Annotated in this window: 24 protein-coding genes; 7 read left to right on the plus strand and 17 right to left on the minus strand. The window is 38.7% G+C overall.

The window, feature by feature from the left end; all coding sequences use genetic code 11:
- Positions 1-66 precede the first annotated feature (66 nt).
- The 10 genes from B3P16_RS20660 to B3P16_RS20705 form a co-directional block, all read right to left on the minus strand.
- Positions 67-783 (minus strand): FAD-binding oxidoreductase, encoded by a 717-nt coding sequence (locus B3P16_RS20660; protein WP_286754538.1) that lies wholly within the window; start codon positions 781-783, stop codon positions 67-69.
- A 116-nt stretch (positions 784-899) separates the two neighbouring features.
- A complete protein-coding gene (locus B3P16_RS20665; protein ID WP_286754537.1) occupies positions 900-2051 on the minus strand; it encodes an FAD-dependent oxidoreductase in 1152 nt (383 codons plus the stop codon).
- 35 nt (positions 2052-2086) lie between these two features.
- Positions 2087-2926: a helix-turn-helix domain-containing protein gene (locus tag B3P16_RS20670; RefSeq protein WP_286844187.1), complete on the minus strand. Its 840-nt coding sequence runs from the start codon at positions 2924-2926 to the stop codon at positions 2087-2089.
- Positions 2927-2996: 70 nt separating this feature from the next.
- Positions 2997-3344 (minus strand): nuclear transport factor 2 family protein, encoded by a 348-nt coding sequence (locus B3P16_RS20675; protein WP_286844189.1) that lies wholly within the window; start codon positions 3342-3344, stop codon positions 2997-2999.
- Positions 3345-3554: 210 nt separating this feature from the next.
- Positions 3555-6398, minus strand: coding sequence for a response regulator (locus B3P16_RS20680; RefSeq protein WP_286754536.1), 2844 nt, complete (start codon positions 6396-6398; stop codon positions 3555-3557).
- 270 nt (positions 6399-6668) lie between these two features.
- Positions 6669-7286, minus strand: coding sequence for an alpha-ketoglutarate-dependent dioxygenase AlkB family protein (locus B3P16_RS20685; RefSeq protein ID WP_286754535.1), 618 nt, complete (start codon positions 7284-7286; stop codon positions 6669-6671).
- 240 nt (positions 7287-7526) lie between these two features.
- Positions 7527-7916: a RidA family protein gene (locus B3P16_RS20690; RefSeq protein WP_286754534.1), complete on the minus strand. Its 390-nt coding sequence runs from the start codon at positions 7914-7916 to the stop codon at positions 7527-7529.
- Between the two features lie 78 nt (positions 7917-7994).
- Complete coding sequence (locus tag B3P16_RS20695) at positions 7995-8567, minus strand: Crp/Fnr family transcriptional regulator (RefSeq protein ID WP_286754533.1); 573 nt, start codon at positions 8565-8567, stop codon at positions 7995-7997.
- 142 nt (positions 8568-8709) lie between these two features.
- A complete protein-coding gene (locus B3P16_RS20700; RefSeq protein WP_286754532.1) occupies positions 8710-9660 on the minus strand; it encodes a helix-turn-helix domain-containing protein in 951 nt (316 codons plus the stop codon).
- Between the two features lie 99 nt (positions 9661-9759).
- Positions 9760-10596 (minus strand): SDR family NAD(P)-dependent oxidoreductase, encoded by an 837-nt coding sequence (locus B3P16_RS20705; RefSeq protein ID WP_286779465.1) that lies wholly within the window; start codon positions 10594-10596, stop codon positions 9760-9762.
- A gap of 486 nt (positions 10597-11082) precedes the next feature.
- Between B3P16_RS20705 and B3P16_RS20710 the strand changes: the two genes are divergently transcribed.
- Positions 11083-11202, plus strand: coding sequence for a zinc-binding dehydrogenase (locus tag B3P16_RS20710; protein ID WP_286844192.1), 120 nt, complete (start codon positions 11083-11085; stop codon positions 11200-11202).
- A gap of 73 nt (positions 11203-11275) precedes the next feature.
- On the opposite strand, the gene B3P16_RS20715 is transcribed toward B3P16_RS20710, so the two are convergent.
- Together B3P16_RS20715 and ligD are read right to left on the minus strand one after the other, a co-directional pair.
- Positions 11276-11461, minus strand: a complete 186-nt coding sequence (locus B3P16_RS20715; RefSeq protein WP_046675983.1) for a hypothetical protein — start codon at positions 11459-11461, stop codon at positions 11276-11278.
- 39 nt (positions 11462-11500) lie between these two features.
- Positions 11501-14200, minus strand: a complete 2700-nt coding sequence (gene ligD, locus B3P16_RS20720; protein WP_286844194.1) for a DNA ligase D — start codon at positions 14198-14200, stop codon at positions 11501-11503.
- 328 nt (positions 14201-14528) lie between these two features.
- On the opposite strand from ligD, the gene B3P16_RS20725 reads away from it, so the two are divergent.
- Entirely contained in the window at positions 14529-15317 is a 789-nt protein-coding gene (locus B3P16_RS20725) for a PhzF family phenazine biosynthesis protein (RefSeq protein ID WP_286754529.1), read from the plus strand.
- 134 nt (positions 15318-15451) lie between these two features.
- Entirely contained in the window at positions 15452-15856 is a 405-nt protein-coding gene (locus B3P16_RS20730) for an NUDIX hydrolase (RefSeq protein WP_286754528.1), read from the plus strand.
- 312 nt (positions 15857-16168) lie between these two features.
- On the opposite strand, the gene B3P16_RS20735 is transcribed toward B3P16_RS20730, so the two are convergent.
- Positions 16169-17809: a hypothetical protein gene (locus tag B3P16_RS20735; RefSeq protein WP_286779462.1), complete on the minus strand. Its 1641-nt coding sequence runs from the start codon at positions 17807-17809 to the stop codon at positions 16169-16171.
- Positions 17810-18045: 236 nt separating this feature from the next.
- On the opposite strand from B3P16_RS20735, the gene B3P16_RS20740 reads away from it, so the two are divergent.
- From B3P16_RS20740 to B3P16_RS20755, 4 genes are all read left to right on the plus strand, one after another.
- A complete protein-coding gene (locus tag B3P16_RS20740; protein WP_286844196.1) occupies positions 18046-18888 on the plus strand; it encodes a chromate resistance protein ChrB domain-containing protein in 843 nt (280 codons plus the stop codon).
- 79 nt (positions 18889-18967) lie between these two features.
- Complete coding sequence (locus B3P16_RS20745; RefSeq protein ID WP_286844198.1) at positions 18968-19537, plus strand: hypothetical protein; 570 nt, start codon at positions 18968-18970, stop codon at positions 19535-19537.
- Between the two features lie 72 nt (positions 19538-19609).
- Positions 19610-20596, plus strand: a complete 987-nt coding sequence (locus B3P16_RS20750; protein ID WP_286754523.1) for a DUF1259 domain-containing protein — start codon at positions 19610-19612, stop codon at positions 20594-20596.
- A 67-nt stretch (positions 20597-20663) separates the two neighbouring features.
- Positions 20664-21134 carry a DinB family protein gene (locus tag B3P16_RS20755; RefSeq protein ID WP_070568482.1) on the plus strand — a complete coding sequence of 157 codons (471 nt, stop codon included), beginning with the start codon at positions 20664-20666 and terminating at the stop codon, positions 21132-21134.
- 208 nt (positions 21135-21342) lie between these two features.
- On the opposite strand, the gene B3P16_RS20760 is transcribed toward B3P16_RS20755, so the two are convergent.
- The 4 genes from B3P16_RS20760 to B3P16_RS20775 all read right to left on the minus strand — a co-directional run bounded on the left by B3P16_RS20760 (position 21343) and on the right by B3P16_RS20775 (position 25532).
- Positions 21343-22032 (minus strand): MBL fold metallo-hydrolase, encoded by a 690-nt coding sequence (locus B3P16_RS20760; protein ID WP_070568485.1) that lies wholly within the window; start codon positions 22030-22032, stop codon positions 21343-21345.
- Positions 22033-22086: 54 nt separating this feature from the next.
- Positions 22087-22674, minus strand: a complete 588-nt coding sequence (locus B3P16_RS20765; protein ID WP_286754522.1) for a Crp/Fnr family transcriptional regulator — start codon at positions 22672-22674, stop codon at positions 22087-22089.
- 219 nt (positions 22675-22893) lie between these two features.
- Complete coding sequence (locus B3P16_RS20770) at positions 22894-24483, minus strand: MFS transporter (protein ID WP_286844201.1); 1590 nt, start codon at positions 24481-24483, stop codon at positions 22894-22896.
- A gap of 2 nt (positions 24484-24485) precedes the next feature.
- The gene (locus B3P16_RS20775; RefSeq protein ID WP_286844202.1) at positions 24486-25532 is read right to left on the minus strand and encodes an HlyD family secretion protein; all 1047 of its coding nucleotides are present in this window, start codon (positions 25530-25532) and stop codon (positions 24486-24488) included.
- Positions 25533-25540 lie beyond the last annotated feature (8 nt).

Genomic DNA, 25540 nt, shown 5'->3' on the forward strand with positions numbered 1-25540 from the left:
TCACCTTTAGTTACCAAGCTGGACCAGCCCAGGCGGCTAATGATGTGTATGATAATTCAAAGCTATTTATAATCCCTTTTTACCGGCTAACCAGTAGCCGTGTAAATAAACGGTACCATTGGTGTTTTCTCTAATAATTTTTCTGAAGAGTTGAGCCGATTTTGCATTACCTGTCAACACGAACTTAGCTTCTTGCCAATCTGGAGTATCGATCACCGGCAGTTTGCCTACCCACTCCTGCTTGTTGGACAAAAAGTTTTTGGAAAATATCAGGCAGTTTTCCAAACCCAATAATTTTGGAACATCTTTGTTCTCTTCCTCTAATTCAAAAATAAACATAAACTGATGCTTGTTCTTCTTTAACACTGGAAGAAAAGAACAAGCAAGTGCTAACGAAGTTTCATCGCCAAAAATGACAAATCTTTGCGTTGTTTTATCATAGTACCTACTTAACGCTCTTGGCTTATACATCACAATTTGATCGCCCACTTTCAAATCCGCCATAAGACGACTTCCACAACCTTTACCATTCAAATAAACGACGAATTCAAACAAGCCCTTTTCAGTATCTGCATGGGAAACGGTATATCTTCGAGCCTCTGTATCATTAATTCTGAAGTCTATGAACGAACCGACCGTAAATTGTACATTTTTTAAATCCCCTTTGAAACAAATCCTCTTCACAGATTTTGATAAAGAGACTGTTTCGACAACTTCGATCAAAGGCAGCTTGGGCGTTAAGAATTCTAAGGTATCAAATAACCACTTTGGTGCACTTGGCATAGTATTTATATTTTGTTCAAAGCAAAGTACAGCAGAACCGATCGTATAAAATAGAACGGAAAAGAGTAGGTATTGGATTAATCGTGGTTTTTGCCCACGAAATGGCCGAGCGTGGTTTACCTCCGCTCGTTAAACATCGCCAGCAAATTGTCAAGTCCACCTTCCGCGTGTAATATTTCGGTGTTTTCCAACGTATCTTTGGTAACTTCGGCCGCCCTTGCCTGCATTTGTTTTTCATACTGTGAAATTGCCGTCTGAATATCCGGAAAATGATCGCTGGTCAAATTTTCGGCCAGCTCAAAAGCATCCTGCATTGCCTGGTTTACACCCTCACCGGCATAGGGCGGTATACGATGTGCCGCATCGCCAAGCATGGTCAAGTTGGGTAATGTGGGCCAAGTCTCGTCCAATGGAAAATAATATTGCGGGCGTGGCATAAACCAAATTTCATTACTTGCAAAAAGTTCATGCCATTGTTCGCTCCAGGAGGAGAACGCGACTTTAAACCAATCAAATACCTGTTGCTTGTTGTTAAAGTCAATGCCGCTTTCCTGCACCCAATTTTCAGGGACTTTACAACCGGTATAAAACGATAAACTGCCCTCTCCTTTTGCACTTAAGATAATGGATTGTCCGTTTCCAAGCGCAAAGACTTTTCCGCCTTTTGTGATTTCCCAAAGTTTCGGTGCGTTTTCTTCAGCCTCGTAGACATTTCCCTCAACAATCGTGATGCCAGAATAAATTGGCTTAATATCGGTTAAATAAGGGCGAATTTTTGAATTTGCACCATCCGCTGCGACGACAAGGTCAGCGTAAAAAGATTTTCCGTTTTTGAAATGCAGAAGCCAGCCATGATCCTGTTCTTCCATTGAAACAAACTGACTGTCCCAGACAATGGTACCCTCATGCAATGCGTTTATTAAAATATCACGCAAAGGGGCACGATCAATTTCAGGACGATCTTCCTGATCCTTATGTGGAAGCTCGTGCTCATCCATTTTGATGATGGCCTGCTTGTCCAACACCCTTAAACGTCCAGCCTCGGGTCGAAAGCTAGCTTTAAATTCATTCATCAAATTTGCCCTGCGAAGAGCTTCCAATCCACTTTCTTCGTGCAGGTCCAGTGTGGCTCCCTGCTGGCGAACTTCTTTATTACTATCACGCTCATATACAGTTACATTTACTCCTTTTAATTGTAAGAGTTTGGCTAGTGTGAGTCCGCCAGGACCACCGCCAACGACTGCCACTTTTTTGTCTTGTAATTTCATATCCAGTACAATTTAATTTTTTTGACTGAACAAAATTAGGTGGATCTGAGCGTTGAAAATTGTATAAAACGCTCATTTTGGTTCTTCAACAGTTCTTTTGGTGAAACACCAGCAAGTTTCTTGACTTCTTTAATAAAATGGGATTGATCGGCAAAGTTTTGTTGTGGAAACAATTTGCCTTCTTTGATGTGCTGGAAGGAAGCACGGAAGCGGATAATATTGCAATATGCTTTTGCCGTAAGTCCGAACTGCTGATCGAAATAACGGTTGATCTGCTGCCGACTCCAAAACGATTGTGCTGCAAGTTCTTTAATTGTAATCGCCCCGTTTGATGTATAAATAAGGTCGAACAGTGTTCGTTTCCTGTTGTCAACTTCACGTGGCAAAAGTGACTGTATTTTTTTTGTAGCTTTCGCACAGAATAAATCAAAGTCATTCAGGTCGTCGGCACTAAAGTTCCAAAAATTAGGAGGCGAGAGGCTTGCCCTGTCCACCAAGTTGGCGATGCTGGTCTGAAAAACAGATTGGATTGCAAGCGGGTTAAAACTGATGGCGTAAGTCTGTCGCAAAGGCGCAATGGTCGCCCGCCCCGGCTTAGTTTGGATGCCCAAAAGCGTCATGTGGAAAGGCTCTGTTGCAGATTGCGTAAAAAATAGATCAACTCTTCCGTCAGGCAGTACCACAACTTCTTTATCACAATCCGATTGATTTTGTAAAAGCCAAAAGCTGTCAACAAAATTCGCTAACGGCCTGTCAGGTTTTACTGCCTGATATTTTAATTCATTTTCCATTGCTTTAGTGAGTTTGTGCGCAATAGCCTTCCCCGCTAAATTCAATATGGCACATCCGGTGAAAAGCCCCACACGTTCAATCAAAATTACGGATTATTGTATAACCACACACGAAATAGATCAAATACCAAGCCTATTCGGATGACGATAGCGGCTATCCGTGTTTTTCATTTACAAATGCTTTAAGCTCTGCCATTTTTCCATCTTCGAATCGCCAAATGTCGCAATAATCGAAATGCTCATATTTTCCGGCCTTATTTCTCAACCGAATTTCTCCGGTCACCATAACAGAATCGCCTTCCTCAATCGATTTTTCCACATTAAAAACTGGTGGTTCCTGATAGAACTCTTTCATATAAGCACGGACTTCTTCTTTTCCATGGAGGATACGATCCCCTACAAAGACCCATTTCGTGTCTGCAGTACAATAAGCTAAGAAGCTTTCATAATCTCCCTTTGCTATAAATTCATTGGCTATCTGTAATATTCTTATATTTTTCATTTTTATCAATTTGTTTTGAATCATTAATTTTTGTCGGTCTACAAGCATTAGATCTTGTGATGGATCAGTATGATACCCCGTTAGTTTATAAAACCACACAGAGGAACATGTTGTTTTAAACGATGAAATAAGATATATTCAATGCTACGACGAACTGTAGAGATTAGGATTTAAGTAGGACATTCGATAATTGTGAATTAGATTTATTCTTTACTCATTGTCGTCGTTTATCAACCATTTTCTCAAAAGCTCCAGCACCGTTTTCTTAACAAAAGGCTTCACTGCAAAATCGTCCATTCCACACGAAATGCATCGTTCTTTTTCTTCCTTAATATTGCTTGCAGTCAATGCTATAATTGGTGTATGCATCCTACCGTCCTCATTTTTCCTAATCAATTCAGTTAACTCATATCCATTCATTTCAGGCATCTGTATATCCATGAATACCAAATCAGGCCTATTGTCCTTAAACAATTCAAATCCCGCGAAACCATCGACAGCCTCTATGATTTCAGCATTGGGAAGAACATTCTGTACAATGGTTCTGGTGAGCAACATACTAAATTTATTATCTTCAATAATTAAAATCTTGTATTTGCCTTCCAAAAAGAGCGTTTCTTTTTCAGCATATTTGATAGATCCTTCATTCAGCTGTAGCGCAGCAACTAATGTTGAATACAGTTGATCTACTTTAACTGGTTTGTTAATACAATGAATAATATTGCTGCTTTCAGCAATAAGGGCTGGGTTGGTTTCAAGCACTGATAACATTAAAACTACGGGCTGTCCAACTCCTCTGTAAAGTAACTTTTCCCTGATTTTTTTTACAGTATCGATACCGTTCATAATAGGTAGATCATTGTCGATAATAATCGCATCATACCGTTCTCCTTTAGTCAACAATTGAAGAACTTCAAATCCGTTATCGGCCAACGAGACATTAACTTTCTTCATCTGCAACATCAATGCAATATTTGCTCGTTCGGCATCTCGCCGGGCGACTATCATAATATGTAAAGATTCTAAAAGTTTCCATTCATATACATCCCCTTTTAGAGATCTCAATGTTATTTCAAAATAAAATTTGCTACCTTTTCCGTGTTCACTTTCCAATTGTAATTTACTGTCCATCATTTTTAGCAATTGGTTGGAAATGCTAAGTCCTAGCCCTGTTCCTCCAAATCTTTTACTTATTGACGCGTCTTCTTGAGAAAATGCTTCAAATATCTTTTGCTGTTTATCCGGTTTAATACCGATTCCGCTGTCCGTAACACAGAAGCGAAGCGTCGTGGAATTTTCGTCCGAAGATAGTACATCAACATGTAGCGCAACACTTCCCTTTTCCGTAAATTTTATTGCATTACTTAAAAGATTCATGAGCACCTGTTTGAGACGAAGTGAGTCAACCCAAACATAATGTGGTAGTGATTCTGATAAATTTACCCGAAAATCTAATTTTTTGGCTTTCCACTGAAAATCAATCAAACTTGCCACCTGAGCAAACATCTCATACAGATCATTTTTTTCAATAGAAAGCTCCAATTTGCCAGCTTCAATTTTAGAGAAATCAAGTATATCGTTTATGATACTCAAAAGAAGATTAGCAGACTGATCAACAATGGAAAGATACTCTTTTTGTGTATCGTCTAGTTTTGTTCGACTCATCAAATCCGTAAACCCTATAATCCCATTAAGAGGTGTACGAATTTCATGACTCATATTGGCGAGAAACTCTGACTTCGCCACGCTACCTTGGTCAGCAAGCTTTTTAGCTTTCTCTAACTCTTCTCTTTGAAGTACAATCTTCGTGATGTCTGTGGCAATGCCAAGATAACCTATGATCTGACCAGAAATATCACGCATTGCAGTAACGGCAAGAGATACATAAAGTTGCGTAAAATCCTTTTTTATATAAATCCACTCTCTTTGCTCGTATCCGTAGCACTCCGCTATTTCGACGAACACTCTAAATTCACTAATCGGATAGCCAAATTCAATTTCAAGTTCCTTCGCGCGATCTCTAACTTCTCTACTGCTATGAAATAATGTCGGCGTAATTTTACCGATCACTTCTTCACTTTTATACCCCAATAAATTTTCTGCGCCCCGGTTGAAAAGGGTTATCACCCCTTCTGCGTCAGTTGCTATGATAGCAACGGCAGTAGTGGCATTCAAAACATCTTCAAGCATTTTCTTAGAACGTATCGATTCCGCTTCAGAGCGTTTACGCTTATCGATATCCTGAAAAGTGCCATATAGTCGAACACATTTACCCTTTTTAAAAGCTGCTTTGCCTAATGCTCTAACCCACAACCTTGTACCCTGATAGGTATCAATCTCCAATTCAAGATCCCATGATGCTCCCGTAGATATTGCGCAATTTATAGCCTGAACAATTTTCATTTTATGTTGAGGATCCTTGTAAAACTCTATTGCTGTTTCAATAGATGGACGATAGTCCTTTGGGACCCCATGAATAATCTTGGTCATTTCAGACCAATCGATATAATCATCAACTAAGTCATACTCCCAGCTCCCTACTCTGGCAACCTGACTGGTCATGTCTAGTGTAGACTTCACATATTCCAACTTACTAGTTAACTGGAGATGCCGGTTTTTCTCTTGAAGTAAATTAAAAACTTCTATACACAATAATGAAAGAAGAGTCCGTTGACTATCCGTAAGCTTGTTGGGGCGTCTATCCATAACGCTTAAAAAACCAACTATTTTTCCGTCGTAACCGATTAATGGTGCCTCATAATAGTATAGTATACCAAAATTTTGGAAAATAACTGAATTGCGCTGCGACTGAGGCTCAGTGCTAACGTCTGGAATTTCTAGCGTGCCGTTGACATCAAACACATAATCGAAAAATACCTTATCGATACTTATATTGCCATCGACATCATGAAAATAAGTCTGTACAAAATTTTGACTGTTATCAAATAAAGTCAACACTGCAATTTCCGTATTACATATTAATTTAGCTTTAAGGAGCACTCCAAAAAGATCTTTTTTAATCATATCAGCGACCAGCTTATAATTATTATCCATGATAAGAGGATGGCTGTTATCGTTTTTGGGGTATCTTTGATTGTGCATAAAGTTGTAATATGCTATAGAAATTTAGTTTATAACAAAACAACAATTTTATTTGAATAGTTTTTTAATAAAAAAAGAATTAATTCAAATTAAAATATGTTAGATAAACAACCTTAAATCGAGAACTTAAGGTTGTTACTATCTGTTATTAACCTTATTTATGAAAAGTATTGTTATAACAATGGACGGTTCTCTTTCTTTTGATCTTTATACAAAAATTGTTTATTCATTCTCTAGTTCGTTGATCAGGCGAAATGTCAAGTTGATCCTTGCGCTCATCTTTTGCGTAGATTTTGCGATTCGATGTTCCCATGTCTCCTGCAGATTGCCTTTCATCAACAGCAAAGAACCATGATTCAGTAGCAACGAATACTTCTTATTATGATCGTCCACTTTCCTGAAATCAAAATAGCGTGCTTGTCCCAGACTCACCGACCCGATCACGGGTCTATTGCCCAATTCGCTCTCGCGATCGCGGTGCCAGGCGACTGAATCGTTATTGTCGCGATATAGATTGAGCAAGACGGAATTGAATGTACAATGAAACCGCTGTTCAATCCGCTCCTTCAACGCCTTTAATGAGATAAGCCATTCGTTCACGGCTATCGTTTTTCCGGCCATTTGATAAGTAGCATTTTCGTCGCCATACCAGGCGGTCAAGCGAGGAGTCAATATCGTTCGGTCGTACATTATTTTGGATGTCTGCTGCCAGGGTACTTCTTTCAGCAGGAAATCAAACAACTGATCAGCTTCCTCCTGCATAAGAAAGTCCGGTTCAAAGTTCAGGAGATCTTCCGGAAAAATATATCCTTCATGTTTAAATAAGCTAAGCTGATCCATGGAGTAATGAGCTAAAATTTATACGATTTTCCGAAGCATCAAAAGCCTATGCCTGCAAAGAAAGAACAATCCTCGCTGCAAAGCGTTTGCGATTTTAGGGGAAAAGTTTTGCTGATTATTTCGTTTTATAGCTATTAGAATTGTCCTTTATGAGTTTCCAACCAAATGCGGTTTATGGACGTTATTCAACAATAAAAAAATGGCAAATAGTGAGCTATCGCCATTTTTTTAATCCTGACGTTATTTAACCAGTGTTGCTTCCAGTTCTACCTTCAAAGTTTCAAACAATGTCTTGACTTCCAAAACTGTACTTGTTTGCTTCACTTTATTTTTAGTAAGCCAATCCTGAATTACATCAAAGTTTTCAAATAGCGCTGTAGAATCGGTCGTGTAGATATTGAGGCGAACGAGATGTCGAGCTTCATATCCACTTGATTGAATAACTTTTTCAAGATTTTCAATAGTATGAAAAATCTGGGTTCTCATATCAGCAGTGCTCGATACGCCATCATCACTAATAGCACATTGTCCCGACACATATAAGGTTGAATGGGCATGTTTAATTTCAACAGCCTGCACATAATTTCTGGCTTCCTGCCAGTTCCAAGGATTGATTATTTTCTTTTCCATTTCTGTAAAATTATTATGGAGCAAAGCTCAAAATATTTTTACATTCACCTGTGTGACAAACCTCACAATTAAATAAAATCAAGAAAATAGACGGCTTAATGTCTCCCTGGATACGCCTAGGTAAGAAGCAAGCAACAATTTTGGAATCCGTTGCAGCAAAGCGGGATTTCTTTTGATCAGCTGCTCATATCTTTCCTTTGCTCCCGAGGTTAAAAATGATAAGATCCGTTGCTGGGAACCGATATGCCCGGCAATTGATTTACGAAGGAAAAAGCGTTCCATCTTTTGAAGCCTATTGCACAACCTTTCAAAATTTTCCAGCGACAGACAAAGTAATTCTGTTCTCTCAAGACATTCCAAAGTAAATGAAGCATTTCCGCCCGTGTAAAAGGCTGAAACATCGGTTTCCCACCAGTCTTCCATTGCAAATGAAACAATATGTTGCTTAGCGTCATGGTCTGTATAATAAAATTTAAGAAGACCAGACAATACAAAGTAAATATAGTTTACGGTATCGCCCTCCCTAAAAATACATTCCGACTTTCTATACTGCCGTTGAATAAAACATGCTTTTACCAAGTCAAATTCATCTTCAGTAAGTACAACGACTTTCTCTATATGTTCTTTTAACAGATTATATTTATCTTCCATTAGATTGTAAGTACCATTTACTGCTGATTACAAGTGTTAAAACTTCCATTGTAAAATTGACTAAATGAAGTGTTTTCTCAAAAACGCTGATACAAATCCGCCGCGGAAAAAATAGTGCGGAGAGTTTAAGTATCCGTAAAAATTAATTGAATTGGGCTCTATATTGTTGTGGACTTTGTTTGGTTTTTAATTTAAACAATCTGCTAAAAGATTGCGGTTGTTCAAAACCTAATTCAAATGCAATTTCAGAAACACGGAGAGTTGTGGTAGATAACTTATTCTTTGCCCGATAAATCATTTTATCATGAATGATTTGCTGGGTGTTTTGACCGGTAAGGTTTCGCAACAGATCGCTTAAATAACTCGCTGACATATGCAGCTGCTCAGCAAGATAATTCACAGTAGGAACTCCTCCACTCAGGACCTTATCGCTATTGAAATAATCCTCTAGCAATTGATCAATACGCTCGGCAATACTTGGATAGTTTTGTTTTCGGGTCAGAAACTGCCTGTTATAAAATCGTTGGGCATAATTAAGCAACAGTTCAATCTGGGCGATGATCACATTGTGGCTCATCTCGTCTATACGGTTCTCAAGTTCTTCTTCTATATTTCTGAAAAGTGATAGAATGGTTTCTTTTTCTTTGTTCGAAAGGTGCAACGCTTCATTGGTAGCGTAGGAGAAAAAGTGATACTGATGGATCTTTTGGGCTAACGGATAGTGCAATAAAAAATCAGGATCTATGAGCAGCGTGATCTGTGGGCGAAGTATGCTTTGTTCTCTAGTTTCCTTCTGCTTATCCGTTTCTATAGCAGAGAGAATCTGCTGAGGAGCAACAAAAAACAGACCGCCCTCTTTAAAATCAAATTTGGTATGGCCATAGATTAGTTCCCCTCCGGCATCTGGTTTAAAAGCTATTTTATAATAGTTCAACACATGTGATTTAGGAGGAGCATGACCTTCAAGTGGCTTGTCTACCCCATTCAACAAAACAATTAAGGGATGCTGCGGCGGCGGAAAACCTGATGCCTGCATGACATCGGCCAGCGTATTAAATCTTTTTACGGAATGATTCGATTTTTTGGAAACCATATTATAAAAATTCTAGGTTACAAGTTAAACAATATTCGCTTTTCCTCACAAAAAAGAAAAGCGAATAGATCGCAAGATTGTTAACGACGACATAGATCACTAGCCTTGGGCTGCTTGAGAAATCGCTTTCCAGGTTTCCCATTCCTGGAGACGCTCTGAATAAATTTGACGGATAAGTGGCAGATCATTTTTACCCAAAAGGAATCGCAACGGTGGGTTTTCAGCATCTACAATAGCAAATAGCGCATCGGCAGTGGCACTAGGATTTCCCCGCTTCATCGTTTGTAAATTTTTCATCACCTGACTTTTCAAATCGTCATAATCCGGTAGCTTTTTGCTGGCTATTTTCAGTGATTCGGTGCTGCCAAATTCGGTATTGTAACCCCCAGGTTCAATCAGCGTTACTTTGATGCCAAATGCCGCAACTTCTTTAGACAAACTATCGTAAATAGCTTCAAACGCAAATTTCGAAGAACAATAGTAGCCGATTAGGGGATTACTATAAATGCCGACAGCGCTGGATGTACCTAAAATATGGCCATGCCCTTGGGCTCGCAGTATGGGTAATGCTGCCTGAATCACATGGATAGGTCCGATAATATTTGTTTCATACATGGCTTTTACCTCATCAGTGCTACTCTCTTCAATGGTCCCCACTAAAGAATACCCTGCATTATTGAGCACAATATCCAATCTGCCAAAATACTGCTTGGCTTGGTGGATCGCATTTTGCACTTGGGAGCGATTGGTTACATCCACTTCAAGAACCAAAACCTGATCTCCATACGTTTCTTTTAACACGGCAATACTATTTATATTACGTGCTGTAGCTGCCACCTTGTCGCCACGTTTCAAAGCGGCTTCTGTCCATATTTTTCCAAATCCTCTTGAAGATCCTGTAATGAACCAAACTTTTTCCTTTTGCCTATTTTCCATTTTTAACTAATATTAATATGAATGCAAAGTTGCCTCTAAAATGGATTTACTTACGTTGCCATAATGAGGATTATCCTAACCAAAATAAAGAACAATGGGCTACTGGAATTTAGTATCATGGTATTAGAAAATTTCTCAACATGTTTTCAAGGCTGTGAAACAGCCTTGGGATGATCTAGAAAAAACATTAGTCGTACAGCAAGATGAAGTAGCTAAAGGCAATATCTGCAAAAGGCAACCCGACATATACAATAAATATCCCAGGTTCAAGATTTGCTACCATATAGTAAAGAAGGCCGGAATAGTCCGGCCCTGATATATAGTTATGATCCCAATAATGGGATAGTCGGATTCAAAAAATGCTGGCTTGACAAAGTGTAAATCAAGCCAGCAAAAGCAATCGTCTCATTTTTCGTATTAGGAACAACCGGAATGCAGTATTCGTTTGATCTTTTATAAAAAAGCCGAGCATCTGACTTAAGCCTCTTGGAAAATGGTATTTTAAAACCGCACATTTCGCATGTTTTCGGTTTCGACGAGATGGCAAAAGCTCATCTACAAATCGAAACCGGCCGTACCGTCGGAAAGGTAGTGGTTACCTTATAAAACGGTCAGCGATGCAAAAAATCGAGATCACCATATACTATAATCCCTGCTGGTCTTTAACTGGTGGCTAATGCTAAGACTCGTCTTTGGTATTTTTCACCAGACCGATACCGGCAAAAAAGAAAATCAAAGCTAATACGCCCACTACCCCTAAATTGGTGTACGCAGTGCTTTTATTGATGAGTTCATAGCCTGTATAAATTAAACCGACAATACCAAGAATAGTCAGTATTGTTCCGAAAAAGCGTTTTACGTTCATAAATACTCGTTTAAAGTTATTGATTTTTAAAAATGAAATTTATTTATAATATTTATCCACTATACTTTTTAGGTTAATCCCTTTTCCCAATACAGGTTTAAAAATATCTCCTTCGCTCTGCATTCTTTCAATCGCGTTTAAAATATGAAAATCGCTTATTTTTAACCCTTTTTTCACTTCGTCCCAATGGAGTGGCATAGACACTGTCGCTCCTGGCTTGGGGCGGACAGAATATGCGGCTGCAATGGTCGCATGTGGCCTGTTCTGCAAAAAATCAAGATACATTTTACCTTTGCGGTCTTTTATGGACCGCTCTAGACTGGTGAATTTAGGAAGCTCATGATGGACTAGCGTGACAATTACCCGGGCAAACTCTTTAGATTGTTCGTAGGTATATTTGCCACCGAGTGGTATATAGATATGAAGCCCTGTAGAGCCACTGGTTTTGCAATAGCTAGTCGCCCCCATATCATCCAATATGCTCTTTGTGACCTGAGCAGCTTCAACAACCTGATCAAACGAATTTTTGTCCGGATCAAGGTCAATTATACAAAACGACGGATTTTCAGGCTTTTTAACCGTACTGCTCCAGGGGTTCATTTCAATGCAGCCGAGATTCGCCATATAGAGCAATGTGGCTTCGTCCTTGCCCACAAGATAATGACGGTCCTTTTCATCTGTTTCACTGTGGTAGAGATAGGTCTCTGCCCATTCCGGCGCCGTATCAGTCACGTTCTTAAAATAAAAACCTTCGCCTTCAATGCCATTTGGAAAACGGTTCATGCTCTGCGGCCTATCCTTAAGATAAGGCAATATAAATGGAGCAGCCTGATAGTAATAATTAATGAGGTCTCTTTTGGTTATTCCCTCTTTCGGCCAAAACACCTTATCTAAATTGGTAAACTTTAGTTCATGTCCATTTATCTTTTTGACCTGGGTTTTATCCGTCGGATTTAATAGCGTTTTCCGCGGCCCTTTTACTCTGGGTGTAACAATTTTATCTTCCATATCGTCTACCATTTTTTCTGTAGGAGTTTCCTCCTCAAGAATTACTTTCTTGGCACTTTTATCTTCGCGCATTCCGTCAAACGAAGGATGCCGCATAATACCGTCGCTGGTTAATTCCGCAAAGCTCACCTCACAGACAAGCTCCGGTTTAAGCCATGTCACGGTAGCATGTGGCGGATTTGGTCTGAAACGCGAGGGCTTATTGACATCAGGTTCTTCAGAAAAAGGTGCTTTGTTGATAACAAGCGGTTTAAATAGCTTCATCATTTCTTTTTGAAGCTTATCATTAAAGCCAGTACCGACTTTTCCAGTGTAGATCAATTTTTTTCCTTCATAGACGCCTACAAGAAGGCTACTAAACTGCTTACTTGAATCATCATTCAGTGTATACCCGCCTATGACCACTTCCTGTCTTTTGTTTGCTTTAATTTTAAGCCAGTCCTTAGAACGATTATGGATATGATAGGTGCTATCTTTACGCTTCGCCATAATCCCTTCCAAGCCAAGCCTTTTAGCCTCCTCCAGAAAATGTATTCCGGAAGTTTCAAAATGTTCACTGACCAGGATACTGTTGCCTTTGGGAATGATTTCTTTTAAAATTGCCTTACGCTCGAGCAATGTCAGGTCTTTCAGGTCCTGTCCCTGATACCAAAGGATATCGAAAACGTAATAAACCAGATCGCCATCCGCTTCACTCCGCCAATTTTGGAGCGAGCCAAAATTGGCCGTGCCGTTTCCACCTAAAACGACAACTTCCCCATCCAAGATGGCATCTAATTTCAGCTCCTTCAATTGATCATAGATGGGATAGAATTTTTCATTAAAGCTCTTGTCATTACGGGATTTTAGTTCCACCTCACCTTTATTCATAAAAGCTACTGCGCGATATCCATCCCACTTGACTTCATAGATCCAGCCCTCATCATCAAAGGGTTTATCGACCAAGGTAGCGAGCATAGGCTCGATATGGGAATAGAATCTTTTTTTTGGCGTATTTTTTAAAAGTGCCTGAATATTCGTTTTCTTTTTGGAAGTCGCCGTAGGAACAGCTTCAAGCTGATCATTGATTAGCTCAGATGCTTTGTTTTTTGTTGAACGCTTATCTTTTACCGTACTGTCTTTTTTGATAATATGTTTACCATAAACCTGATCGGGTGATTTTTCCATCTGTGGAATTGTCTTGCCTGAGATCACTGATTTATCCTTTGTTGTAATATCTTTCTCACTGGCATATTTATCGTCTAGTTTCATGAGCAGCCACCCGTTATCTCCACGTCCGTGGGCTTTAACAAGAGCGAACTCTCCTTTTAGCTTTTGACCATTGAGCTTAAATTTAAGCTTGCCGGAATAGAGCTGATGCAACAGGTCTTTTTCTTGTTTAGCTACTTCCTTAATTCCACTTTCAGCTGGCTCATACGTCCCTTCATCCCAGACGATCACGGTACCGCCACCGTATTGACCTTTGGGGATCACCCCTTCAAAGTCTCGGTAATCATAGGGATGATCTTCTACCATCATAGCGAGGCGCTTAATACTAGGATCCATAGAAGGCCCTTTTGGCACCGCCCAACTTTTCAGAACACCATCCATCTCAAGACGAAAGTCGTAATGTAAATGAGAGGCATCATGTTTCTGCACAACAAAGCGTAATTCAGTCCCACTTGGCTGTCCCCCAAACGGCTCCGGGGTTTTCTCTTCAGAACGCTTTTCACGATATTTCGATAGTCCCATAGCTATTTATTTACTTTACCCCATTTTCTCTATAACACAATAGTAGCATGAAAAAGGTTTAAAATATTTCCCTCAAAATGTTGTTCAACTGTTTATTACTATTCATCATTTTGCTTCACAATAACATCTGCTGTATTTCTACCTAATTACAGTTAGGAAAAATTTGAGCGAAAAAGAACATAATAATCTTTGGATTTGACAGCCCGGGACCTGTTCAAAGGGATTGTACAGCATCGGTTAATATAGCGTTTACTGTCAAATTCTGTAAACAATGAAGCTAATCTTCATGAATTGAATTAACTTTACAAACGACAGCAATTTATCCATCATGAAGTTAGAACTATATCAAATAGATTCCTTTACAGAAGAAATTTTCCGGGGAAACCCAGCCTGCGTGGTACCGTTAAAAGAGTGGTTACCCGATGAGACACTGTTTAAAATTACACGTGAAAATGCGGTGGCGGAAACGGCCTTTTTCATAGATAACGGTGATACAATCCATTTAAGATGGTTTACACCTGAAATTGAAATGGACCTATGTGGCCATGCAACCTTAGCGACCGTGCATTGCCTGGTTAAGCACCTAGACTATCAAAAAAGCAAAATTGTTTTTGAAACGCAAGTAGGTGAATTAACTGTTGATATAAAAGACGAAGTTTATTATATGGATTTTCCATCCAGAATGCCACAGCCTTCCGCACTGCCCGACGTTATTAAAAACTCGCTTAACATACAACCCAAAGAGATTTATAAATCAAGAGATTATGTTTTACTATACGAATCTGAGGAAGAGGTCAGAAACATCCACATTAACAGATCCATTTTTGATCTGATTAATCTTGATCCCGGAGGTGTGGTCGTCACAGCAACAGGAAACGACAGTGATTTTGTATCCAGATACTTTACACCACAATCAACGATCCTCGAAGATCCCGTTACTGGGTCTGCCTATTGTTCCCTTATTCCGTTTTGGGCATCAAGATTGGGCAAGGATACTCTTTTTTCCCGTCAGCTGTCTGAAAGAGAGGGGCAACTTTATTGCGAAAACAAAAACGATAGAGTGATCGTGGCCGGTAAGGCCCGTACCTATTCTCAGGGTTTCATTTGGATCGATTAACGATCATTGCTTTAGAAGTACATCGTTAAAATGCTGTAATAAGAATAAAAAAAAACTTTAATCCAAACAGGAAAAAGCGAAGTGATCATAGCTTGTTAACCGCTTACATCATTTTAATTCACTAAATTTATAATATGGACAATAAGGTTATAGATAAGGTCGCATTGATCAGCATTTCGAATAAAAAAGTGTTGACGGCACTTTCCAAATCAAAATCAAAGCTCTATTTGCCAGGAGGCAAAAGAGAACCTAATGAATCCGACATAGAATGTCTGAAGCGAGAAATTAAGGAAGAACTCAACGTTGAGGTCCAAGAAGATTCGATCCGTTATTTTGAGACCTTCCAAGCCCCGGCCGATGGCAAAGAGGCCGATGTAATCGTGAAGATGACCTGCTATTTTGCGGATTATTCGGGCACACTACAGGCAGCAAGTGAAATCGATTCATTTGAATGGATAACCCTCAGTGATGTTGGCAGAACCTCTGCCGTCGTCCGACTTATATTGGGAAAATTGAAAGAACTAGACCTGATCAACTAGTGCCAACCGGAGCTGCTGCGACTTTAATGTGCTTATGATAAATACCAAGGTGTTTGAAAGTTTGTGCATGGCTCAGTAAAACAGTGAGATAAAGACAAAAAACCTTGAGGGGGGATCTCAAGGTTTTTACTACCTGTTATTAACCTAATTTATGAAAAGTATTCTTATAACAACGGTTGATTTGCTTTCGTTTTATTTTTTGTAAAAAAAGGCGTAGTTAGCTTCTCGAACATGGTTTTACCTTCACCCCCCATGTCCCTTTAACAACGAAAAATAACATAAGCGAAAATTATATCCTGCGCGATGTTTTAATCATTCTACCGCAATAGTTTCTTGATGAATTATAGCCCCATAATGATCTCGCTTGACATATCTATATACTCCTTTCGGAAGGTCTACCTGTAGCGAATCCTTTTTAGAAAGTGACAAGTAAACTGGAATAGCTGTTTTATCCAATTGATATTCCTTTTCATGATAAATGTAAATGGCCGATGTGCCTGATTTGGTCGAATCAGTATTCGGTATACTATAGCTGCGGTTTAAATCTTTTGCTCCAATTACTATTTTATCGCTATTCAGATTATTTGATAAATACAAGTCATAACCATTCAATATCTTGCTCTCGATAACATATACCAAATCATTAACATCGTTAATAGATAAAAACTTAACTTGATTAATTGTGTAAGGGTCAATTTTGCTTAGTTTCTTAAAATATTGAGCCATACTTTTGATTTCTCCGATATCTCCTTCTTCAATATGTCCTCCGCCAGCTAATACGATAAGTTTAACTTGATTTTTTGTAACGATTTCACTTTTTCTAATCAGATTTTTAGCTTGCTGTAGATCTCTATTGATTGTGTTTTCAAAATCTTCATAGCCTATTACTTTTAAGCCGTAAATTCTTGCTGTTCTGATGAGATTCGCCATATTAGGATCCCTGGTGTAAAATCCGCTCTCAACGTTTGGAAATCCCAGCTTATTAATTCGGTCATCATCTTCGGATAGACCTTCTAAAGCAAGGACATTAAAGCCTTCTTTGTAAAGTTTTGGCAGTAAAAGATTGATTAACAAACGACAACGTGGTTGTAAATGATTCTCATTAAACATAACCACTCGATGTTCCTTAATTTTCTCTACCAGTTGGTCAATGGTAATAGCAGTTTTTTCGACTGACTGTTGTTCTTGTTTAGTTTCGTTATCATATTGAACACTTTCACCAAGAAACGAACGATATGATTTTAATAGCTCGTTGGCAAATTGGCTATCTTCATTTTGCAGAACAAGTTTTTCCAGCGTATCTCTTGTAGAGAAATAATTCGCATATCCCTTATCTTTAAAAATTGATTCAGCTAGATTATAATAATCTGGTTCTTGAACGGGCTTCTGCTCGACAAATTTCTCTCCGTAAGCCAAAGAATTGTAGGACGTTTTTATGCCATTTAAAACATCTTTAACACTTTCTTGCATATCGGTGATTTCCGTCCTAACTTCACTGACCAAAAGAAATGAATCTCTGTGGTATGGGATCGCTACACGACTTATTATATTATCTCTATTTTTCTGGATACTACGATAATAAACACATTTATACATAGACGTATCTGCAGTGAACTTTGAGACATCTAAAGAAGTTTCCAAACTGCCGACAAAATACATTGGATTTCTTGTCACATCATATGTACCCCAAAAAACAATATTTTTTGATGGAAATTTTATCTTTCTTTTTCGAAAAATAGACCTGACATCTTTTAAATCTAGATACCTAGATCCAAAGTTTGCGTTCCCATAGAAGTCAATCTTTAGTCCTAAAGAATCATTTGTCAATTGATTCATTGCCCCTGGAGAAACCTTATTTAAGTTAGCTATTGGTATATTTACTGTTGTGCAGCTCGAAAGAAAAAAAAAGAATACCAAAATCTTACAGTGTATACTAAGCTTGGTATGGATCATAATGATAAGATTTTGGTTTAAATATCTATTAGCTATGTTTTGAATGAAGCATTACCTCCCTCTTAATCTTTCAAAGCGTTTCACTCTAATATAATAAAACACACTAATAAAGAAAGTATTTTTTTAAAACTGAATAAGAAGACAACGTATTGCTATTATAATAAATTAAATACTTCCCTTTGTTTTTACACAATAATTATTGATCTTAATCATAATATTTTGACGAAAAGAAAGATATGGATTGGATTACACGTGAAAGACCAAAGATCGATAGGATTGCTTGTCCATGGCTGATAAAGCGTTTTATAAATCCGGACGCAAAAATAATATATGCCCCCCTAAATACGGTCTTTGAAATTGCTAAACAAACGAAGGCCATTCCGTTTGATATTCCTGGTGTAGAATACAGTCATTATGCAGACGAGTGTACATTTGACTATTTCCTTAAAAAACATGAATTAAACGATCCGGCATTAAAACGAATTGCTGCAATTGTTCGTAGTGCGGATACGGATAGACATGATTTAATGCCACAATCTGCAGGTCTCGAGGCGATTTTTTCAGGTCTAGCTTACAATATCAAGGACGACAATCAGCTTTTGGAGATCGGAATGGTCATTTATGACGGCCTTTATAGCTGGGCTCAACACCTCTACCGACTGAAACATAGCAATGAAGGGCCAACTGAGGTTTTGCTCCTTAAAATCTATCACGAACATTTAAATGATAAGCAAAAAGAAAAATCTCCAGAATGGACCGCATTATTGCGGGAAATGATACAGGATCAAATCGATACAAATACAACATTAAGCTTAAATCAACTTTCCGAAGAACTGGATATTAGTTCAAGCTATTTGTCACGCGAATTCTCAAAATATTTTGAAAACTTAAATTATGGTGAGTACATCCGTAAAAAAAGAATAGAAAAAGCTATTGAACTTATGTCTGACCGCTCAATTTCCCTTACTGAAATAGCCTATCTGACAGGTTTTTCTGATCAAAGTCATTTCACGCGCATTTTTAAAAAATTTACAGGAAGTAATCCTTCAGAATATAGGAGGAAATCTTTTAAAAAGTAAGGAATATACAAAATAGTAAAATTTATTCTATTTTGAGATGTTACGTATTGGTTATACTTGCTTTTATAAAGCAGATATTATGAAACCAAACCGATACCACTCCTCTTACCATAAAACTTTTTGTGCAGCGATCATTATTATACTCTTATCATCATTACATTTAAGAGCCCAACAACCGAGCAAACTGGTTGCTTATGTTGGTATAGTAAACCCCATTGCTTCCCTATCATCTGGTACGATAACGCCAAATTTTAAAGATAGCTATCAGGTAGGTATGCCGACAGGTATCAATATACTTAGAGAAGGACACTTGGGATTTTCACTGGAAATGGTTCCCTACATTAAAGTAGCATCCGGGAACAGCAAAATGAGCAATTTCTTGTTCCATCCGGGCGTATTATTTCCCATCGGAAAGGAATTCACATTTATCGCCAGGGCTGCATTTGAAACTTCCGGACGATATGGGCTTACACCGGTATTAAGCAAGGTCATAACACATGGTCAGGCTGGAAAACTTTTTCTAGCAACTCCCTTCCCAGTCCGATTTGGCAATGAACAAAAAATTTCTATTGCTGCTGCTTTTCAATTCGGATATATATATTCTAAATCGAATCGTGATCGATTAAAATTCCCAAATGAACAACAATAGTGGTGTTCATTTGTTGCAAGGGATAGTTTATTGTTTATACGTAGTAATATTTTCAAAATATAATAGATCAGGATGAAAAATTTTAGAAACTTAACGTCACGCAGAACGCTATTGAAAATGGGATTGCTCCTAACAGGCAGCGGACTAGTTGGTCTTAAAACAGTTCGTGCGTTTTCTACGACCACGTCGAATACGCCTGATCTAACCGAGGCTGAAATCCAGGGAATTGAAAAGGCTTTAGGAAAGAAAGGAAAATATAATACAAAAGAAGTTACACATAATACCAGTTTTCCCCGTAATGATCTAGCTGTGACCGTCAAAGGTAAGGATGTTCCTATATCTTTTGGCTTTGGAGGATGGGCTGCGATAAAGAGGACCATGGATGGAAAGAGTGCTGTGCTTATGAGTGATTGTGTTCTACTTCAGGAAGAAGTAAATCCCCTTATTACTGCTGCCCTTGAATCAGGTCTGGAAGTTGGGGCAATCCATAATCATTTCTTTTATGAAGAACCCCGAATCTTTTATATGCACATCCACGGAATGGGGGAACCAGTCGAATTGGCTCAGAAATACGCAGCAGCTATCTCAAACACTAAGATAGCTGTTGGAAATCAACCAGCACCACTGAATCAAAAACAAGATCCCGGGGATAAGATATTTAATGTTACGGAATTAAATAAAATTATCGGTCATGAGGCCGCGATAAACGGCTCAACAATCAAATATACCGTAGGACGATCCGATTTAAAAATTATGGCAATGGGAGCCGAAATGACATCATCGATCGGTTTAAACAGTTGGGCGTCATTTACCGGATCCGAAAACGAAGCCTATATTGCGGGTGACATCGCAATGTTAGACCATGAGGTCAATCAAGTTATCAGTACTTTAAGAAAACACCTTATCGAAATTGTAGCAATCCACAACCATATGCTTGGAGATGATCCACACATGATCTTTCTTCATTACTTTGGAGTCGGTCCTTCTAGGGAGCTGGCACTAGCTTTCAGAGATGCACTTCTTGTACTCGGCAAAAAATCGCATTGGCATAATCATTAATCGAATTAATTGATCTATTCGCTCCAATAAGACTTTATTAAACTGATCTAGAATCTTAACCAATACGATGACAACTGAATTATTTGAATTTGAAATTTTAAAGGCTAGCAGAATCAGGTTATTACAAGTAATGGAAACAGTTGATAATACCATATTATTTAAAATTCCAGAGACCTTTAACAATAATATCGTCTGGCAAATTGGCCACTGTATCACTTCTCAGCAGCGGCATATGTACATGCGTAGTGGACTACCAATGCATATATCGCAGGAATTTATGGAAGCATTCAAAATTGGAACGGCACCACATACGTGGAAAAATACGCCAGACATTGATGAAATAAAACATCTATTGCTTTATACAGTAAACCAACTTAGTAAAGATTTAACATCAGGTATATTTGTTGAATACCAATCGTTCAGCTTACCAATTGGCTTCTCCATCAATAATCATATCCAAGCGCTTCAAGCCGCTAACTTTCACGAAGCCGAGCACAGCGGAATAATATTAAGTTACTTAAAACTTCTAAGGCAATAAGATTTTTCCAGTCTTTCTTTGGGACAGTTATGACAGTGGATACGATATCTTGATATGGCTTCAAGGCCAATCGATATTGAATCTACGAAGATATCCATTTTCAGGATGTTAATCTTTAGATAATCATCGCAAAAACTGGATTTCAAAAAAGAGTTTTATACTGTCTATTCATTTGTAATTCCCTACTTGACGAGTCTGTACTGGAAGTTTACGAATTAAACCACGATACACATTTGGCCGCAAATTGCTCAAACTTTCGATCCGTATTTCGCATGACCGGGCCATGACCAAAGCATATCATAGAAGGATTTAATCCTGCTAACTTTTGGAGCGATCTGATGTTTTGCTGTTGATCCGACGTGAATATTTTTGGAGGGAGCCCTAGGCCAGGAACTGTAGTGAGCAGGTTCATATTTGTAGCAGCATCCCCGATTATCAATACACCATCCCGCTCACGGAATAAAGAAATATGACCGGCTGAATGGCCTGGAGTTTCTATGACCCGAAAGTTTCCAATGCTATCATTTTCAACGAGTGTACCATCGACTTTGTGGCCCTGCCCCGCCCAGTATTTTTGTTGAAGTTTTGCTAACCAATGTTTGGGATTTGGATAGTCATTAGTTACCATACCTGTTTCAGTCCTAAAAATTTCATTTTCATGGCAAAGTAAAGGTATTTCAAATTCATCACATAGTTGATCACTACAGCCCTGATGGTCTGCATGGGCATGCGTAAGCACATGTTGATGGACGGGTATTTTCTGAAGGGCTCCCTTCACCGTATTATATGAACTGCGTATCCCACAATCAACCAACACACCCTCTACTATATAGCAGTTGATACTATTTCGTGGCATCAATGGTACATGAAAAACTTCTTGGGCAATTTGATGTAACATAGCTTTTTTTTGCAAAACTATGGCACTCTATAGAAATAAATAAGGACATTTGTCCTATAATACTTTGGCGCGATGTATTTGTCCCTTCGCTCTTGTAAGAGATCGCTGCGTGATGCCCAGATATGAGGCGAGGTCTTGTGTCGCTATGCGCTGAACGAGCTTTGGTTCATTCGAAAGAACATGATGATATTTATCGAGCGCTGACTTATTATTGTAATTCAGGAGGTATTGTTCCTTTTGGATATATTCCCGTTCCATCACAGCTTGTATAACCTTGTTCCAAGAAGTCACTCGACCAAGCAGATATTGATAGTCAGCATAGTTTATCCGATGAATTATACTATCTTCTACAGCCCTGATACTCCTTCTGGATTTTTCCTGAGCGACAAACTCTGGGAATGAAGTTACAAACTCGTTTTCAAATTTGAAACAGGTTATATTTTCTCTCCCCTCCTTGTCGACGGCATATGCTTTTACCGCACCACTGGATATAAATCCAATATGACGACAGGGTTCGTCCGCACGAATAAAAAAATCACCCTTTTTCAAATCGTGTGGTTTGAAGAACTGAACAGAAAAATTCACTTCGTCAGCTGACAGTGTTCCTATCGAGAATAGATATTTTATTAGTGCATCCGTCATATTATCATATTGTGTCTTCTATTGCTGTTCTTAAAAAGCTCGGGGTCCCATACCAAATCCTGCATGCAAAATTAACAATAATCGACTATTGAAAGAAGTTGCTCCCTTTGTTCGGATTTCTCCATTTACCTGTGTCATAATATGCGTATTTAAACGCCCGGATTCTTTTCGCATAGTTGGAGAATATTTCGCGATGATAATTTCTGAAATGTCAATATCTTAATATGGAACATTTCCCTTTCTTAGTTTCAAAACAACATCTTGAATTTGAGGCCAGAGTACTAAAATAAGAATGACAAAAATTAAACCTGTTAACATCAGATCATAATAATCCCTAATAGCACGAGCCAATATCTGCTGACTTACCATCTGATTCAAGTAGCCCGAGGATACTATTTTGGACGTATATATATCGCTGCCTGCATTTGCGTATTGTGCCTGAATATCCAATAAGGTAACAGGCAACTGCAGGTTCGTCTCCGTGAGTGATTCCCGAACTTTTTCCCTTACGGATGATTTTGCAAATAATTGAAGTTCGTTGTTAAGCGCCAGACTAGCTGTAAATCCTATGAACCTTGAAAATATACCAATCAGAGCGGCATTGATGGCAATTTTGGAAGGTGCTGACGCGGCGGTAAATGAAACAATCGGAACAAACAACACCCCTGTTGCCGCGCCATACACAAACATAGGCAGAAGGAAGTCGGTTGTTTCACCCTGTACAGAAACAAATAGTATCATATAGGTATAATATACCGCCATCAACCCAAAACCAACAATAATCATCCTGATCAGGTTGTACCCCATCAAGACAAATCGAGAAGTGATAAACATACTCAGTGTAGTTCCAGCAATCACAGCAATCCATACCGGAATGGTACTCAATGGATGGTTTCCTAAAATTACTTCAAGATAACCATAGGCTAGCCCAGTGCTTCCTTTAAAGATATAAAAGATAAAAAGAAGCAAAAGTCCAATAACGAAATTCTTTGCCCTAAAAATCTGTAAATTGATTAGTGGTCGCTTAAGTTTTAGTTCTCTGCTAATAAAAAGAGAAAGAATAATTACATTAACTAAACAAAGTGTGCTGATTAATGAACTATCAAACCATCCCAGTTGACGTCCGTACACAAGGATGTATCCTACGATCAAGATAAAAGACACATAAAATAAATAGCCGATCCAATCCACCTGATACAGTGGTATTTTTCTGGTAAACCTGGCCTTACCGTTCATGGTAAGTAAAACAACACTTGTCAGCATAATGACTACAATAACAAATCCGTAGAATATCCAGTTGAAGTCAAAGAAATAAAGGATGACACTGATATAGATGGAGTAAAATGGCACCGCTATTTGTATACTGCCATAAAGGAGGCTGTAAGCAATCACACGGGCACGTACAGACTGTAACCTTGGAAAAATAAGCTGTAACACAATGCCCGACATTAATGCACAGGTAATGCCCTGCAAAAACTGACAGAAAACAAATAATATCCAATCTCTGAAATAAAAACAAACCACAGCACATAGCACATTTACCCCAAGTGCCAACAGTAGATATTCCCGTGGTGCGAAATACTTTACAATTCTAAAATCCAGCGCCAGGAAAGCTACGGTTGAACCATAGATAACGACCATACCATATTGTACATCGGTAGCTTGTATTCCGTAAAAGCCCATCGCGGCACCTGGACTTCCGTAAAAGGCAAAACTAAACAGACTCGTCATGAGAATAGCAAATATGACAGACCTTGCCATCCATTCGGATACCCAGGATTTAAAAATTGGTATTTTGTGTACTTGCATCGTTAATTTTTTAAAATGTAAACATTTGCGTTCATTCCGGCAGATAGCTTAGTTAATTTTTCGGGTATATCGGTCAGTTTAATCCGAACAGGAATACGTTGGATGATTTTAACAAAATTACCGGTAGCATTATCTGGCGGAAGCAGCGAATACCGGGATCCTGTGGTTGGCGAAAGGGACTCGATAGTACCTTTGAATTCTTCATTCGGAAAAGCATCGACTTCAATAGATACCGCTTGACCGATTTTGAATTTCCCAATCTGTGTTTCCTTAAAATTTGCCATTACCCACTTTTCCTCGGCTCTGTTCACTAAGAATGCCAATGTCTGTCCGGGCTGTATCAGTTGTCCCGCCTGAATGGTCTTTTTCCCAATATGTCCATCAAAAGGTGCTGTGATAACGGCATATCGAATATCCAACTCTTGCCTTTTGAGAAGTGCTTCTTTGATCTTTATTTCTGCCTTTATTGCATTGTGCTGTACCCTGAAATCATTTAATTTGGATTCAGCGACGTGTAAAGAAGCTTTGGTCTGGTCATAATCTGATTGGGTGATGGATAAAGTAGCACTGATGTTGTCGAATTTTTGTTGTGTGGTCGATTCGTCCGCCAGTAGATTTTTATAGCGGTCAAATTCTTTTTGCTGCTGGTTCAATCGTGCTTTAGCACCTTCCAATTGGGCCTTAATGACGGCAATGCTTTTAACCTGCGTTTCCTCGCTTGCCGCCAAGATCGGTAATTTGGCCTGCGCGCTCATGAGTTCTGCTGACGCAGCATCTCTCTTTAACCCGTACTCGTCCTGTTCGATCACTACAAGGGTATCGCCTTTTTTTACCTGCTGATTGTCCTTATAATATATTTTACGGATATAGCCCCCTACTTTTGCGTTTATCGGGGAAAGATAGGCATCAATCTGAGCGTCGTTGGTCTGTTCATAGCGATATCCTTCGAAGAAATAAACAGCTGCCCAAATAATAATTCCCACGAATAATGTGATACCGAGCCATTTGGTTAGGCTTACAACAATTTTATCTGTTTTATTTTTGTTCATGATATTTG

It is taken from the genome of Sphingobacterium sp. UBA7631 (assembly GCF_002483935.1).
Classification (GTDB): domain Bacteria; phylum Bacteroidota; class Bacteroidia; order Sphingobacteriales; family Sphingobacteriaceae; genus Sphingobacterium; species Sphingobacterium multivorum.